We start from the raw sequence: 13,454 nt of genomic DNA, 5'->3' as shown, positions 1-13,454 counted from the left end.
GCTCTAGAAACGCCTAACGATGCGAGCGTATCCAGGGGTTTAGCCGGGTCGATCTGAACCGGGGTAGAACGGGTCGTTCAGGAACGGGAGTGGATGGCATGGCGCACTGGCTGCTCAAGACCGAACCCGGCAGCTATGGCTGGGCCGACCTGGTGCGGGACGGCGGCACCGAATGGGACGGCGTGCGCAACGCCGCCGCCGCCAACCACCTCCGGGCGATGCGGGAAGGCGACCTGGCGCTCCTCTACCATTCGGGCGCGGACAAGGCGGCGGTCGGCATCGTCCGCGTGGCGCGGGAGGCGCGCAAGGACGGCGCAGACGGGAATTGGGTGTCGGTCACGATCGAGCCCGTCGCGCCCCTCCCGCGCCCCGTTACCCTCTCCGCGATGAAGACCGACCCCCGCCTCGCCGGCATGGCGATATTGCGCCGGCCCCGCCTGTCGGTGTCGCCGGTCGGAGAGGCGGAATGGGCGGTGCTGGTGGAGATGGCCGAGTGACCACGCTGCTGTTCGTCTACAACGCCGATGACGGCCTGTTCGCCGCGATCGGCGACGCGGTCCACAAGCTCGTCTCGCCGGACAGCTATCCCTGCTCGCTCTGCGCGATCACCTATGGCGCGGTGCGGATGCGGCCGGAGTGGCGAGCCTATTTGCGGTCCGTCCCCTACCCCGCTCGGTTCCTGCATCGCGGCGCGTTCGCACGCGCCTATCCCGGCGTCGCGGTTCCGCTACCCGCCATCCTGCTCGATGCCGGACACGACGATCCCCGCCTCCTGGTGGACGCGGGGACGCTCGATCGGATCGACGGGGTCGAGGCGCTGATCGCCGCGCTCGACACCGCCTTGTCCCGGATTTAGGCCGCCTGCTTGGCCCGGCTGGCCTTCTTGCGCTCGTGCGGGTCGAGGTGGCGCTTGCGCAGGCGGATCGACTTCGGCGTCACCTCGACCATCTCGTCGTCGTCGATGTACGCGATCGCCTGTTCCAGCGTCAGCCGCTTGGGCGGGGTCAGGCGGATCGCGTCGTCCTTGCCGCCCGAGGCGCGGAAGTTGGTGAGCTGCTTGGCCTTCATCGGATTGACTTCGAGGTCGTCGGTCTTGGCGTTCTCGCCGATGATCATGCCCTCATAGAGCGCCTCGCCGGGGGCGACCATCATGATCCCGCGCTCCTCGAGCGGACCCAGCGCATAGGCGTTCGCCTCGCCAGAGCCGTTGGAGATGAGGACGCCGTTCTTGCGGCCCTCGATCGGGCCCTTGTGGGGACCGTATCTCTCGAACAGCCGGTTCATGATGCCCGTGCCGCGCGTGTCGGACAGGAATTCGCCATGATAGCCGATCAGCCCGCGGCTGGGCGCGGAGAAGGTGATGCGCGTCTTGCCGCCGCCCGAGGGGCGCATGTCGGTCAGGTCGCCCTTGCGGCTCGCCATCTTCTCGACGACCGTGCCCGAATATTCGTCGTCGACGTCGATCACGACCGTCTCGTACGGCTCCTCGCGGCCGCCCTCGCCGTCGCGGAACAGCACGCGCGGGCGGCTGATGCCGAGTTCGAAGCCTTCTCGGCGCATCGTCTCGATCAGCACGCCGAGCTGGAGCTCGCCGCGCCCGGCGACCTCGTAGCTGTCGCGGTCGGCGGCCTCGGTCACCTTGATTGCGACGTTCGACTCGCCCTCGCGGAGCAGCCGGTCGCGGATCATGCGGCTGGTGACCTTCGACCCCTCGCGACCCGCCATCGGGCTGTCGTTCACCGCGAAGCGCATCGACAGCGTGGGGGGATCGATCGGCTGGGCGTGGAGCGGCTCGGTAACGCTCGGGTCGGCGATGGTATTCGCCACGGTCGCCACCGTCAGTCCGGCGAGCGAGATGATGTCGCCGGCCTGCGCCTCCTCCACAGGAACGCGCTCCAGTCCCCGGAATGCCATCAGCTTGGACGCGCGGCCCGTTTCGACGATGTTGCCGTCGTTATCAAGCGCGTGGATCGGCGCGTTGACCCGGATCGAGCCCGAGGCGACGAGCCCGGTCAGGATACGGCCGAGGAAATTGTCGCGGTCCAGCAGCGTGACCAGGAACTTGAACGGCCCGTCGGGATCGGCCGCGGGCGCAGGGACATGCTCGACGATCTTCTCGAACAGGGGCGCCAGCGTACCCTCGCGCACGTCGGGATTGTCGCCGGCATAGCCGTTGCGGCCCGACGCGAAGAGCACGGGGAAATCGAGCTGCTCGTCATTGGCCTCCAGCGAGACGAACAGGTCGAACACCTCGTCGAGCACTTCCTGCGCGCGCGCGTCCGAACGGTCGATCTTGTTGACCACGACGATGGGCTTCAGACCCAGTGCCAGCGCCTTGCCGGTCACGAACTTGGTCTGCGGCATCGCGCCCTCGGCGGCGTCGACCAGCAGGATCACGCCGTCGACCATCGACAGGATGCGCTCCACCTCGCCGCCGAAATCGGCGTGGCCGGGCGTGTCGACGATGTTGATGCGCGTGTCGCCCGCCACCCCATGCCATTCGACCGAGGTGCATTTGGCGAGGATGGTGATCCCGCGCTCCTTTTCGAGGTCGTTCGAATCCATCGCGCGCTCTTCGATGCGCTGATTGTCGCGATAGGTGCCCGACTGGCGGAAGAGCTGGTCGACGAGCGTGGTCTTGCCGTGATCGACGTGCGCGATGATGGCCACATTGCGGAGGCTCATGGAAATTCCTGATATGCGTGAAGGGATATTGGGCGCGCCCATAGCCGAATTGGTGCGTTGCGGGAAGGGCGGCGCGACGATTGCCCGACGACCCGTCCCGTCCGTCGCCTTTTCCCCCGCCATCCGTCCCGCGATCGCACATCGGCGCGTCGCGTTCGTCGATCGGCCGGCGAGCGCCCCGGGAAAAGCCGCGTTAACCGCGAACACGGCTCGCCTTCCCGCCCGTCTTGCTGCTTGTCGCGTCGACGATGATGATGCCGGCGGCGGGAATGGGGAAGGCGACGGGAAGATGGCCAGGGCGGGGATGGCGGCAACGGGAACGACGGCGGGAATGGCGACGGCGCGCATCGCGGCGCGGTTCACGCAGGCCCGCTGGATCGTGCCCGCGATCATGACGCTGGCGCTGGCGTTGCGCCTCGCCATCATGCTCGTCCTGCCGCAGCAGCCGGTCTCGGACAGCCTGTGGTATCTCGACCGCGCCGCCGATCTGGTACGCGGGCTCGGCTATCAGGAGAAGGGCCACCCGACCGCTTTTTGGCCCGTCGGCTATCCGGCGCTGCTCGCCGCCAGCCAGACCGCGTTCGGCCCCTCGCTGCTCGGCCCGCTGCTCCTGAATCTCGCCGCCGCCGCCGCGACGCTGGCGCTGATCCTCTGGTTCGCGCGGCATCTCGGCGCGGGCGAGCTGGCGGCGAGGCTCGCCGCGCTGCTTTATGCGCTGTATCCCGCCCACATCGTCTATGCCGGCCAGACCGCGTCGGAAACCACCTCGACCGCGCTCGCCATGGCCGCGTTCGCGCTGCTGATCGCCGGCCGCCGCCGGGCCGCACTGCTGGTCGCCGCCGGGCTGCTGTTCGGCGCGGCGACGCTGATGCGCGCGCAGCTACTGCTCTTTCCCATCGGCGCGATCGTCGCGCTCATGATCGTCTATCGCGATGTCCGCTGGCGCGACGGCCTGCGCGTCGCGCTTCTCGTCCATCTCGCGCTGGCCGCCGTCGTCGCCCCCTGGACCTGGCGCAACTGGCGCGAGCTGGGCGCCTTCGTCCCTGTTTCCACCAATGGCGGCATCGCGCTCTATTACGGCGCCAACGACCGCACGACCGGTGGCTGGTACGCTTGGGAACGCACCCCCGTCTGGGATCAGGTCGTTCCCATCCCCTATGCCCAGCGGGTCGAGCGCCAGGTGGAACTCGATCGCCACTTCAAGGTCGCCGCGACACGCTGGATCGCCGACCATCCCGGTCGCTGGACCGCGCTCGGCGTCCGCAAGGTCGCCCTGCTCTGGCTCAAGGACAGCGACGCCTTTTGGGGGCTCCATGCCACCTATCCGGCCCGATCGGGCCTCTGGCGCGCGGTGCAGGCGTTGAACCAGCTTTTCTATCTGGCGCTTCTCGCGCTCGCCGCCGTCGCGCTCTGGACGGCTGGCCGCGCGCGCTGGCGCGGCCCGGAAGCGCGCTGGCCGTTGCTGCTGCTCGGCTGCATGCCCGCCTTCGCCACGCTGACCGCCTTCGCCTTTACCGGCCAGATCCGTTACCATTATTCCGCGATGCCGTTCCTGATCGTCGCCGCCGGCTGGACGCTGGCCCGCCTTCTCGCGCCCCATCCGGCGGCCCACGGCCCATTGCGAGCTGGTGTCAGGCGTTCTACATCGCCAACACACTTGCCGTGACGGGTGTTCGCCGTCATTCTGCGCGCCGATACTGGAGACGAGATGATGGCGACGACTGCGCCGACGACCGGCCCGAACCTGACCGCCGAAACGGAACTGGTGCTCACCGCGCCCGATCCCGTGCCCGTGGTCACGGCCGCAAAAGCGGCGGGGCTGGTGCCCGTCGAGGCGGGAGTGAAGTCGAAGCTCGACGAGCGGGTCGAGGGCTTCGTCGCCGACCTGGTGGCACAGGACGTCAACTCTCCCGAATTCGGGCGGCGCGTCGACGCGATCACCGCCATGGGGCAAAAGGAGATTCGCGAGGCGGCGGGCCAGTCGAACCGCTTTCTCGACCGCCCGATCCGCGCGATGGACAAGGAGACGGGGGTGGGCAACGACCTCGCCCAGCTCCGCCGCGTCGTCGAGGATCTCGATCCCGGCAAGCGCGGCTCGCTCACCGCCCCGAAGAAGCTGTTCGGGATGATCCCGTTCGGCAGCCGGATGCGCGACTATTTCGACAGCTATAAATCCTCGCAGACGCATATCGCCGCGATCCTGAAGTCGCTCGCCAGCGGCAAGGACGAGCTCCTGATGGACAATGCCGCGATCGACACGGAACGCGCGAATCTGTGGGCGGCAATGGGTCGGCTGGAGCAGATGATCCACCTGTCCAAGGCGATGGACGCCAAGCTGGAGGAGAAGGCGGGCGAACTCGACCACAGCGACCCGGCCAAGGCAAAGGCGATCCGCGAGACGGCTTTATTCTACACCCGCCAGCGCACGCAGGACCTGCTGACGCAGATGGCGGTGACCGTGCAGGGCTATCTGGCGCTCGACCTGGTCAAGAAGAACAATGTCGAGCTGGTGAAGGGCATCGACCGCGCCTCGACCACCACCGTCTCGGCGCTGCGCACCGCCGTCACCGTCGCGCAGGCGCTGACCAACCAGAAACTGGTGCTCGAATCGATCACCGCGCTCAACACGACCACGGCCGGGCTGATCGACTCGACGGGCAAGCTGCTCAAGGACAATACGGCGCGCATCCACGAACAGGCGGCGTCGGCGACGATCCCGCTGGATACGCTGAAGCGGGCGTTCCAGAACATCTACGACACGATGGACGCGGTGGACACGTTCAAGCTCAAGGCGCTCGATTCGATGAAGACCACCGTCGACGCGCTGTCGGGCGAGGTGGAGCGGTCGCGCGGCTATATCGCGCGCGCCGAGGGCGCCGCGCAGAATGCCGGCGCGCTCACCGGCCCCGCCTCCAGCCCGTATAAACTGGAATCGGTGTGATGGCGTCGCGCGGCCCCACCGATGTCGACGCGCAGATCGAGCGCGCGCGCGAGGTGATGGCGCGCGTGTCCGCCGATTACCGGGGCACCACCAAGCGCGCGCGGCGCAGGGCGCGATCGGCGGGCCGCAAGCTCGTGTGGATGGCTTTCGTGAATGCGCTTATCCTGGTCACCGCGGGCGTGATCGGCTTGAACCATGCGCTGGGGCTATTTGGTGGACTGGCGGTGCTCCTCCTCATGGCGGCGGTGACGCTCGGCATCGCGATGACCCCCGCCGCCCGAGCCCCGACGGAACGCAAGCTGCGCGAGGTCGACATCAAGGCGCTACCCGCCCAGACCGAACGCTGGCTGGAGGCGCAGCGACCCGCCCTGCCCCCGCCCGCGCGGACGCTGGTCGATCAGATCGGCGTCCGGCTGGAAACATTGACGCCCCAGCTCGCCGCGATCGAGAATGAGGGCGAGGCCGCCCATGAACTGCGTCGCCTGATCGGCGAGCAACTGCCCGCGTTCGTCGGCGACTATCAGAAGGTCCCCGCGCCGCTCCGCGCCCAGCCGCGCAACGGGCGGACCCCCGACGCGCAGCTCGTCGACGGCCTGCGCCTCATCGACGGCGAGATCGCCGCGATGACCGAGCGGCTGGCGCAGAGCAATCTCGACTCGCTACAAACCCGCGGCCGGTTCTTGGAGATCAAGTACAAGGGCGACTGACCCTCTCCGTTCCGGCGGGCGGGAGGAAATGTCAGCCTCGCGCCCTGCCCTCGAACCGTTCCAACGCCGCCGCGTGCAGGCCCGGCGCGGTCACCAGCAGCCCGAATGCCCGGGGGTCGGGCTTGTTGAAGCCGATCGCCCCGCCCAGCGCATCGGTAACGGTGGCGCCCGCCTCGCTCGCGATCAGCGCGGCGGCGGCGATGTCCCATTCATGGCCCCAGCGCCGGGTCGCGACGAGATCGGCTTCGTCGGCGGCCACCATCGCGACGCGCAGCGCGATCGAGTTGGGCTTGGCGACCGCGACCAGGTCGCGATCCGCCTTGGGCAGCGCGTCGGCGGGCACCCGCGCGCCGGTCAGCACCGTCCGGTCGCCCGCGCGCAGCCGAACGCCGTCGCGCCAGGCGCCGCCGCCGAGCGTCGCGGTCCATGTCTCGCCGCGCGCCGGGGCGTCGAGCACGCCGAGCACCACCCGCCCGCGCTCGACCAGCGCCACCGACACCGCCCAGCCTCGGCGTCCGCGGATATAGTCGCGGGTGCCGTCGATCGGATCGACCACCCACACATGGTCGCACTCAAGCCGGTCGGGGCGGTCGGCCGTCTCCTCCGACAGCCATCCCGCATCGGGGAGCAGGTCGGCCAGGGCCGCCCGCAGCTGCCGGTCGACCGCCAGATCGATCTCGCTGACGGGATCGCCCGGCGCCTTTTCCCAGCGGTCGAAATCGGTCCGCCACCGCGCCATCGCCATCCGCCCCGCCTCGGCGACGATCCCAGTCACGCCATCGAGCAGCGCGCTCGCGACCTCAGCCACTCGCCACGGTCATGCCGTCCACGCGGATCGTCGGCACGTTGACGCCGTGGCGGAATTCCAGGTCGTTGGCGGGGGTGAGCCGGCGGAACATGTCCTTGAGATTTCCCGCAATCGTGAACTCGGCGACCGACCCCGCGATCCGGCCGTCGACGATGCGGAAGCCCGACGCGCCCCGGCTGTAATCGCCCGTCACGCCGTTGACGCCCTGGCCGATCAGCTCGGTGACGAGCACGCCCTCCGCGATGTCGGCGATCAGGGTCGCGCGGGGCACGCGGCCGGCCGCCATGAACAGGTTGCTCGTCGACACGCCCGGCCCGCCGCCGACGCCGCGCGCGGCATGACCCGTCGGCTCCAGCCCGAGCTGGCGCGCGGAGGCGGAATCGAGCAGCCAGGTCTCCAGCATCCCGTCCTCGACGATCTCGGTCGGCGAGACGGGCAGTCCCTCCCCGTCGAAAGGCCGCGAGCGCAGCCCGTGCGGCCGGTGCGGATCGTCGCGGATCGTGACACCCGGCGCGAATACCGCCGTGCCCAGCGCGTCGAGCAGGAAGCTGGTGCGCCGGGTGATCGCCTGCCCGCCGATCGCCCCGATCAGATGCCCCAGCAGCGACGCGCCGACGCGCGGATCGAAGACGATCGGATAGGCGCCGGCGCGCGGCTTGCCCGGCGACAGCCGCGCCACCGCGCGCTCGCCCGCCAAGCGCCCGATCGCCTCGGGCGGGTCGACCCGCGACAGGTGACGCGCGCCGTGATGGGCGTAATCGCGCTGCATGTTCCCGCCCTCTCCGGCGAGCACGCTGGCCGACACGCCGTAACCGGTCGCGGCATAGGCGCCCGCGAAGCCGTGGCTGGTGGCGAGCGCCCAGACCGAGCGCGAGGCGCTGGCCGATCCCCCCTCGCTGTTGGTGACGCCCGGCACCGCGCGCGCCGCGTCCTCGGCGGCGAGCGCCAGGTCGCGCAGGGCCTGCGGCTCGGGATCGGCGCGGTCGTCCAGGTCCAGGAGCGGCGGGTTGCCGCGCATCAGCCGCTCGGCGGGTGCCAGCCCGGCCCAGGGATCCTCGGGCGCCTCGCGCGCCATCGCCACCGCGCGTTCGACCAATGTCGCCACCGCGTCGTCGGACAGATCCGAACTCGACACGCTCGCCGACCGCGCGCCGATGAAGACGCGCAGGCCCAATTCGCCCGATTCGGACCGCCCGACATCCTCCAGCTTGCCCAGGCGGACGGAGACGTCGAGGCTCCGATCGGCGGCGAACACCGCGTCGGCGGCGTCGGCGCCCGCCGCCACGGCGCGCTCGACGATGGCATGGGCGCGGTCGCGCGCCTGATCGGGGGTCAACATGGGCGCGAGGTAGGCCGCGCGCCGGACGCGCGCAACCATCAGCCTCGGGCGTCAGGCGGTGCCGACCACCAGACAGGCCAGGAACATCAACAGCCCGGCGCTGCGGTTGCTGCGGAAGCGGTCGAGCGCGTTCGCACCGTCGGCGGGACGCAGAGTCGCCGCCTGCCAGCCCAGATGCGCCGCGACCGGGAGCAAGGCGAGCAACGCCAGCGGATCGGGGCGCACCCGCCAGATCGCGACACCCCAGGCGGCGACCGCCAGCGCGTAAAAGGCGCCCACGCCCGGCCTCACCCGCCCGCCCAGCGCGCGCGCGGAGGACCGCACCCCGATCAGCGCATCGTCGTCGATGTCCTGCACCGCGTAGATCGTGTCGTATCCGATCACCCAGGCGACCGATCCCAGATAGACCGCCGCCACCGCTAAGCTAAACCCGCCCGCCACCTCCACCCAGCCGACCAAGGCCGCCCAGGAAAAGACGATGCCCAGCCATGCCTGTGGCCACCAGGTGATGCGCTTCATGAAAGGATAGCAGGCGACCGGCGCGAGGCTCGCCACCGCGACCAACGCGGCCGGGGGGCGGAGCTGGAGCAGGACGACCAACCCGACCAGTGACAGGGCGACGAGCCACGTCCAGGCCCCGCGCACCGACACCAGCCCGCTGGGGATCGGCCGCGCGGCGGTGCGCGCGACGCGGGCGTCGAGATCGCGGTCGACGATATCGTTATACACGCACCCCGCGCCGCGCATCGCGATGCTGCCGACCAGCAGCAACGCGATCAGGTCCCACCGCTCGATCGCCCCGCCCGCCAGCGCCACCGCCCAGGCGCCGGGCCAGAAGAGCAGCCACCACCCGATCGGCCGATCGAACCGCGCGAGCAACGCCAGCCCGCGCACCCGCCGCGGCAGGCGGGCGACGAGCCCGCGATGCTGGCTGTCGGGGGTGGTGGAGAAGGTCATGTCGGGAGCGCATGGGACAGATCGCCGCCAAGGTGAAGGGGGTCGACCGACACGCTTTCGCCCGCGCGATCGAGCGCCTATGTTTCCGGCATGAAACGCGTACTTCCCGCCCTGCTCCTTGCCTCCTTGATCGCGACCGCCGCGCCGGCCGCCCCGCGTGCGACCGGTCCCGAGGGCATCTGGCGCAACGCGCGCGATACGGTGCGCATCCGCGTCCAGCGCTGCGGGCGCGGGCTGTGCGGGCGCGTCGTCCAGGCGGCGCCCGTCGCGCGGGAGGCGGCGGCGGCGGGCGGCACGCCGCGCCTCGTCGGCACCGACCTGTTCCGGGGGCTGGAACGTGGCGAGGACGGCCTGTGGTATGGCGAGGTCTATGTCCCCGACCTGGGCCGCGCCGTCGAGGGTTCGCTCGAACAGGTGAACCGCGACCTGCTCGTCGCAGAGGGCTGCCTGTTCGCGGGCTTCGGATGCAAGACGCAGGAATGGACGCGCGTCCGTTGACCGCCCCGAACCGACGATGATCGGTCTGTCGGTCGCGATCGGGCGCTTCGTCGAGGCGTTGTTCTGGGCGATCCTGCGCGTCGCGGGCGGGGTCGCGGCGATGGCGGTCGTCGGCGCGCTCGGGCTCGCCTGCGCGTGGCTGCTGGCGCGCAAGCTCTGGCGGATGCGGACGGCAAGACGCTGATGGCCGCCACCCCGGCCTGGCCGCCGCGCTCCACCCCCCGCCTGTTCGTCGACGCGGCGCTTGCCGAAGGCCCCCGCCGGATCGACGGTCCGCCCGCCCATTACCTGCTGTCGGTGATGCGGCTGAAGGTCGGCGACGCGGTGAAGCTGTTCGACGACCGCAGCGGCGAATGGCTGGCGGTGGTGGAAGCGACGGGCAAGCGCGACCTCCATGTCCAGCTCACCACCCTGCTGCGCCCGCGCGAGCCTGTGCCCGACATGTGGCTGTGCGCCGCGCCCCTGAAGAAGGGGCGTGTAGACTGGGTGGCGGAAAAGGCCTGCGAGCTGGGCGTGGCGCGGCTCGTCCCCGTGCTCACCCGCCGCGCGGTCGTCGACAAGCCCAACACCGACCGGCTCCGCGCGCACATGATCGAAGCCGCCGAGCAATGCGACCGCACCGCGCTCCCCGTCCTCGCCGATCCGGTCAAGCTCGCCACGCTGCTGCGCGACTGGCCCGCTGACCGCGCGCTGTTCTTCGCCGACGAGGCCGGGGGCGAGCCTGCCGCCGCCGCGATGCGCGCCCGCCCCGGCCCCGCCGCGATCCTGATCGGCCCGGAAGGCGGCTTCGCCGACGCCGAACGCGAGGCGATCCGCGCGCTGCCCCGGGCGGTCGGCGTGTCGCTCGGTCCCCGTATCCTTCGCGCCGACACCGCCGCCGCCGCCGCCGTGGCGATCTGGATGAGCGTCGCGGGCGATTGGTGATGCTTTGGGCGGGGAGGATTTACGGTTGCCCCCGCCCCGCCTAAGGCCCGGCCATGACGACCAAGACCGTTTCGGATAGCAACTCGACGCGGATCGAGTCGCGCGACCAGCTCATCGCGACTTTCGCCAAGGGCGAGAAGCCGCCGGAACGCTGGCGCATCGGCACCGAACACGAGAAGTTCGTCTACCGCACCGCCGATCACCGCGCGCCGTCCTATGACGAACCCGGCGGCATCCGCGACCTGCTCCTGGCGCTGACCGAATTCGGCTGGACCCCCGTCGAGGAGAATGGCCGCGTGATCGCGCTGGCGGGCGCGGACGGATCGGTCAGCCTGGAGCCGGCCGGCCAGTTCGAGCTGTCGGGCGCCCCGCTGGAAACGCTTCACCAGACCTGCGCGGAGACGGGCCGCCATCTGGAGCAGGTCAAGGCGGTCGGCGACCGGCTCGGCCTGGGCTTTCTGGGCCTGGGCATGTGGCCCGACAAGACCCGCGCCGAGCTGCCGCGCATGCCCAAGGGCCGTTACAAGATCATGCTCGACCATATGCCGCGCGTCGGCACCATGGGGCTCGACATGATGCTGCGCACCTGCACCATCCAGGTCAATCTCGACTATTCCTCCGAGGCCGACATGGCCAAGAAGTTCCGCGTCGGCCTGGCGCTCCAGCCGCTCGCCACCGCCCTGTTCGCCAACTCGCCCTTCACCGAAGGTCGCCCGAACGGGATGCTGAGCTATCGCAGCCATATCTGGTCCGACACCGATCCGCACCGCACGGGGATGCTGCCCTTCGTGTTCGAGGACGGGTTCGGCTATGAGCGCTATTGCGACTATGCGTTGGATGTGCCGATGTACTTCGTCTATCGCGACGGGCGCTATCTCGACGCGGCGGGCCTGAGCTTTCGCGATTTCCTGCGCGGCGAGCTGGCGATTTTGCCGGGCGAGAAGCCCAGGATCGAGGACTGGACCGATCACCTGTCCACCGCCTTTCCCGAAGTGCGGCTGAAATCCTTCCTAGAGATGCGCGGCGCCGATGGCGGCCCCTGGAACCGCATCTGTGCGCTGCCCGCTTTGTGGGTCGGGCTGCTCTACGACCAGGGCGCGCTCGACGCGGCGTGGGACCTGGTCAGGCACTGGTCGCTGGACGAACGCCAGACGCTGCGCGACGCGGTGCCGGCCCAGGGGCTGGATGCCCCGATTCCCGGCGGCGGACGCCTGCGCGACATCGCGGGCGAAGTGCTCGACATCGCCCATGCCGGCCTCAAGGCGCGCGCGCGCGGCAATTTCGCGGGCGAGGACGAGACGGGGTTCCTGGATCCGCTGCGCGAGGTCGTGCGGTCGGGCAAGACGCATGCCGAGCGGATGCTCGACCGCTATCACGGCGTCTGGGGCGGCGATGTGAGCCGGGTCTATCCCGAGGAAAGCTTCTAACCGCGCAGCCAGGCGAAGAAGCGCGGCACCGGGCCGTTGCGCGCCATCCAGGCGTGATACTCGGCATAGGCCGGGTCGCTACGCAGATGCCGCTCTTCCGTCCGCGCGCGCCAATAATAGACCCCGCCGACCGCCGCGAGCAGCAGGGTCGCGCGCGCGCCCTCCACCAGCCCGGCGGTCGACAGCATCGGCAGCGTCGACAGCCACCAGAACAGATTCTTCGACAGATAGGCCGGATGCCGCGACCATGCGTACGGCCCGTGCGTCAGGATGCCGCGATGCGTGAGGTTGGAGAAGCGCAGCCCAAACGCCACCGTCGCCCAGGCGTAGATGGCGGTCAGCGCCACCAGCGCTGCGCCGACGATCGCCTGCACCCAGGGCCAGCCGCCTAGCCAATGGACCCAGTCCGACGTGCCCGGATGATAGTCGAGCGGCCCGCCGGCGCTCATCAGGATGAAGGGCGGATAGCAGATCAGCGCCGCCATCCACGCCGCCGCATGGGGGTTGGCCGAGCGGATATGCGCGTCGAGGGGGCGCATCGTCAGGATATAGCCCACGCTGGCGAAGGCGACGTCGACGACGAACATGATCGTGATCAGCAGCCGCGCCAGCGCCACCGGATCGCGCAGCGCGGCGCCCCAATCGGCGCGGATCATCTCTCCGAACCCGCCGGGCGCGATCGCCAGCATGAAGGCCAGGAAGAACGCCTTCACCCCCCAGGCCCGCAGATGCGCGAAGATCGCCTCGGGATCGTGCGGTTGACCCATCAGCCAGCTGCCCAGCGCATGCGCGCCGTCACGGGGCTCGCCGAGACGCCGGTCGATCCACAGCACATAGGGCACCGACAGCGCGAACAGCACCGGCGCGGCCACGGTGAAGCACCACATGGCGAACTGGAAATTGCCCTGCCAATAGAAGCGACCGGTCGCATAGATCAGCGCGATCGCGGCCCAGGTCGCCCACAGGCCCGCCAGCTTGGTCAGGCTGTCGTCGATCGTCTCGCGCCACGGCCGCGCGGCCGTCCAGTCGATCCCCGTCGAGGGGCGGCGGTGCACCTTGTCGACCAGCACCGACCATAGCAGCATCGGCACCGCACAGGCGAGCAGGTTCACCAGCGCCGAATAAGGCCCGTCGAGCCCGTACAGCTTGGCGACCGCGATCCACGCGG

At 70.1% G+C, this 13,454-nt stretch carries 14 protein-coding genes; 9 read left to right on the top strand and 5 right to left on the bottom strand.

The features are described 5' to 3' along the window. The first annotated feature begins 98 nt into the window (after positions 1–98). Positions 99–497: an EVE domain-containing protein gene (locus tag VF592_RS04035; protein WP_331004325.1), complete on the top strand. Its 399-nt coding sequence runs from the start codon at positions 99–101 to the stop codon at positions 495–497. Next, complete coding sequence (locus VF592_RS04030) at positions 494–856, top strand: hypothetical protein (protein ID WP_331004324.1); 363 nt, start codon at positions 494–496, stop codon at positions 854–856. The genes VF592_RS04035 and VF592_RS04030 overlap by 4 nt, the downstream gene beginning before the upstream one ends. Here VF592_RS04030 and typA read toward each other — a convergent pair. After that, entirely contained in the window at positions 853–2,685 is a 1,833-nt protein-coding gene (gene typA / locus VF592_RS04025; RefSeq protein WP_331004323.1) for a translational GTPase TypA, read from the bottom strand. The two genes, VF592_RS04030 and typA, sit on opposite strands and share 4 nt — an antisense overlap. A gap of 289 nt (positions 2,686–2,974) precedes the next feature. Between typA and VF592_RS04020 the strand changes: the two genes are divergently transcribed. From VF592_RS04020 to VF592_RS04010, 3 genes are read left to right on the top strand one after another with little or no spacing between them, the layout of a single operon-like run. After that, positions 2,975–4,351, top strand: a complete 1,377-nt coding sequence (locus VF592_RS04020) for a hypothetical protein (protein ID WP_331004322.1) — start codon at positions 2,975–2,977, stop codon at positions 4,349–4,351. A 45-nt stretch (positions 4,352–4,396) separates the two neighbouring features. Further along, positions 4,397–5,626 carry a toxic anion resistance protein gene (locus VF592_RS04015; RefSeq protein WP_331004321.1) on the top strand — a complete coding sequence of 410 codons (1,230 nt, stop codon included), beginning with the start codon at positions 4,397–4,399 and terminating at the stop codon, positions 5,624–5,626. Further along, positions 5,626–6,333 carry a hypothetical protein gene (locus VF592_RS04010; RefSeq protein WP_331004320.1) on the top strand — a complete coding sequence of 236 codons (708 nt, stop codon included), beginning with the start codon at positions 5,626–5,628 and terminating at the stop codon, positions 6,331–6,333. Before VF592_RS04015 ends, VF592_RS04010 begins: the two co-directional genes overlap by 1 nt. 31 nt (positions 6,334–6,364) lie before the next feature. Here VF592_RS04010 and VF592_RS04005 read toward each other — a convergent pair whose 3' ends face one another. From VF592_RS04005 to ubiA, 3 genes are read right to left on the bottom strand one after another with little or no spacing between them, the layout of a single operon-like run. After that, on the bottom strand, positions 6,365–7,141 hold the full coding sequence (locus VF592_RS04005) for a 3'(2'),5'-bisphosphate nucleotidase CysQ (RefSeq protein ID WP_331004319.1): 777 nt from the start codon (positions 7,139–7,141) through the stop codon (positions 6,365–6,367). Then, positions 7,134–8,480, bottom strand: a complete 1,347-nt coding sequence (locus tag VF592_RS04000; RefSeq protein ID WP_331004318.1) for a TldD/PmbA family protein — start codon at positions 8,478–8,480, stop codon at positions 7,134–7,136. Before VF592_RS04000 ends, VF592_RS04005 begins: the two co-directional genes overlap by 8 nt. A 51-nt stretch (positions 8,481–8,531) precedes the next feature. Beyond that, a complete protein-coding gene (ubiA, locus tag VF592_RS03995) occupies positions 8,532–9,437 on the bottom strand; it encodes a 4-hydroxybenzoate octaprenyltransferase (protein WP_331004317.1) in 906 nt (301 codons plus the stop codon). A 90-nt stretch (positions 9,438–9,527) separates the two neighbouring features. On the opposite strand from ubiA, the gene VF592_RS03990 reads away from it, so the two are divergent. From VF592_RS03990 to VF592_RS03975, 4 genes are read left to right on the top strand one after another with little or no spacing between them, the layout of a single operon-like run. Continuing rightward, positions 9,528–9,935: a DUF2147 domain-containing protein gene (locus tag VF592_RS03990; protein WP_331004316.1), complete on the top strand. Its 408-nt coding sequence runs from the start codon at positions 9,528–9,530 to the stop codon at positions 9,933–9,935. 16 nt (positions 9,936–9,951) lie between these two features. Then, positions 9,952–10,119, top strand: a complete 168-nt coding sequence (locus VF592_RS03985; RefSeq protein WP_331004315.1) for a hypothetical protein — start codon at positions 9,952–9,954, stop codon at positions 10,117–10,119. After that, positions 10,119–10,859, top strand: a complete 741-nt coding sequence (locus tag VF592_RS03980) for a 16S rRNA (uracil(1498)-N(3))-methyltransferase (RefSeq protein ID WP_331004314.1) — start codon at positions 10,119–10,121, stop codon at positions 10,857–10,859. The genes VF592_RS03985 and VF592_RS03980 overlap by 1 nt, the downstream gene beginning before the upstream one ends. Before the next feature lie 53 nt (positions 10,860–10,912). Continuing rightward, positions 10,913–12,286: a glutamate--cysteine ligase gene (locus tag VF592_RS03975; protein WP_331004313.1), complete on the top strand. Its 1,374-nt coding sequence runs from the start codon at positions 10,913–10,915 to the stop codon at positions 12,284–12,286. On the opposite strand, the gene VF592_RS03970 is transcribed toward VF592_RS03975, so the two are convergent. After that, a partial coding sequence (locus VF592_RS03970; RefSeq protein ID WP_331004312.1) for a methyltransferase family protein occupies positions 12,283–13,454 on the bottom strand: 1,172 nt, incomplete at its 5' end. The two genes, VF592_RS03975 and VF592_RS03970, sit on opposite strands and share 4 nt — an antisense overlap.

It is taken from the genome of Sphingomonas sp., from assembly GCF_036388435.1.
In the GTDB taxonomy this organism is placed as follows: Bacteria; Pseudomonadota; Alphaproteobacteria; order Sphingomonadales; family Sphingomonadaceae; genus Sphingomonas.
Note: the sequence above shows the minus strand (reverse complement) of the source record. Positions and strands in the feature narration are given on the sequence as shown.

Excerpts from the sequence above, each read along its gene's own strand:
- VF592_RS04035 (WP_331004325.1), top strand. The coding sequence starts at position 99 with ATGGCGCACTGGCTGCTCAAGACCGAACCCGGCAGCTATGGCTGGGCC.
- typA (WP_331004323.1), bottom strand. The coding sequence starts at position 2,685 with ATGAGCCTCCGCAATGTGGCCATCATCGCGCACGTCGATCACGGCAAG.
- VF592_RS04020 (WP_331004322.1), top strand. The coding sequence starts at position 2,975 with ATGGCCAGGGCGGGGATGGCGGCAACGGGAACGACGGCGGGAATGGCG.
- VF592_RS04015 (WP_331004321.1), top strand. The coding sequence starts at position 4,397 with ATGGCGACGACTGCGCCGACGACCGGCCCGAACCTGACCGCCGAAACG.
- VF592_RS04010 (WP_331004320.1), top strand. The coding sequence starts at position 5,626 with ATGGCGTCGCGCGGCCCCACCGATGTCGACGCGCAGATCGAGCGCGCG.
- VF592_RS04000 (WP_331004318.1), bottom strand. The coding sequence starts at position 8,480 with ATGTTGACCCCCGATCAGGCGCGCGACCGCGCCCATGCCATCGTCGAG.
- ubiA (WP_331004317.1), bottom strand. The coding sequence starts at position 9,437 with ATGACCTTCTCCACCACCCCCGACAGCCAGCATCGCGGGCTCGTCGCC.
- VF592_RS03990 (WP_331004316.1), top strand. The coding sequence starts at position 9,528 with ATGAAACGCGTACTTCCCGCCCTGCTCCTTGCCTCCTTGATCGCGACC.
- VF592_RS03985 (WP_331004315.1), top strand. The coding sequence starts at position 9,952 with ATGATCGGTCTGTCGGTCGCGATCGGGCGCTTCGTCGAGGCGTTGTTC.
- VF592_RS03980 (WP_331004314.1), top strand. The coding sequence starts at position 10,119 with ATGGCCGCCACCCCGGCCTGGCCGCCGCGCTCCACCCCCCGCCTGTTC.
- VF592_RS03975 (WP_331004313.1), top strand. The coding sequence starts at position 10,913 with ATGACGACCAAGACCGTTTCGGATAGCAACTCGACGCGGATCGAGTCG.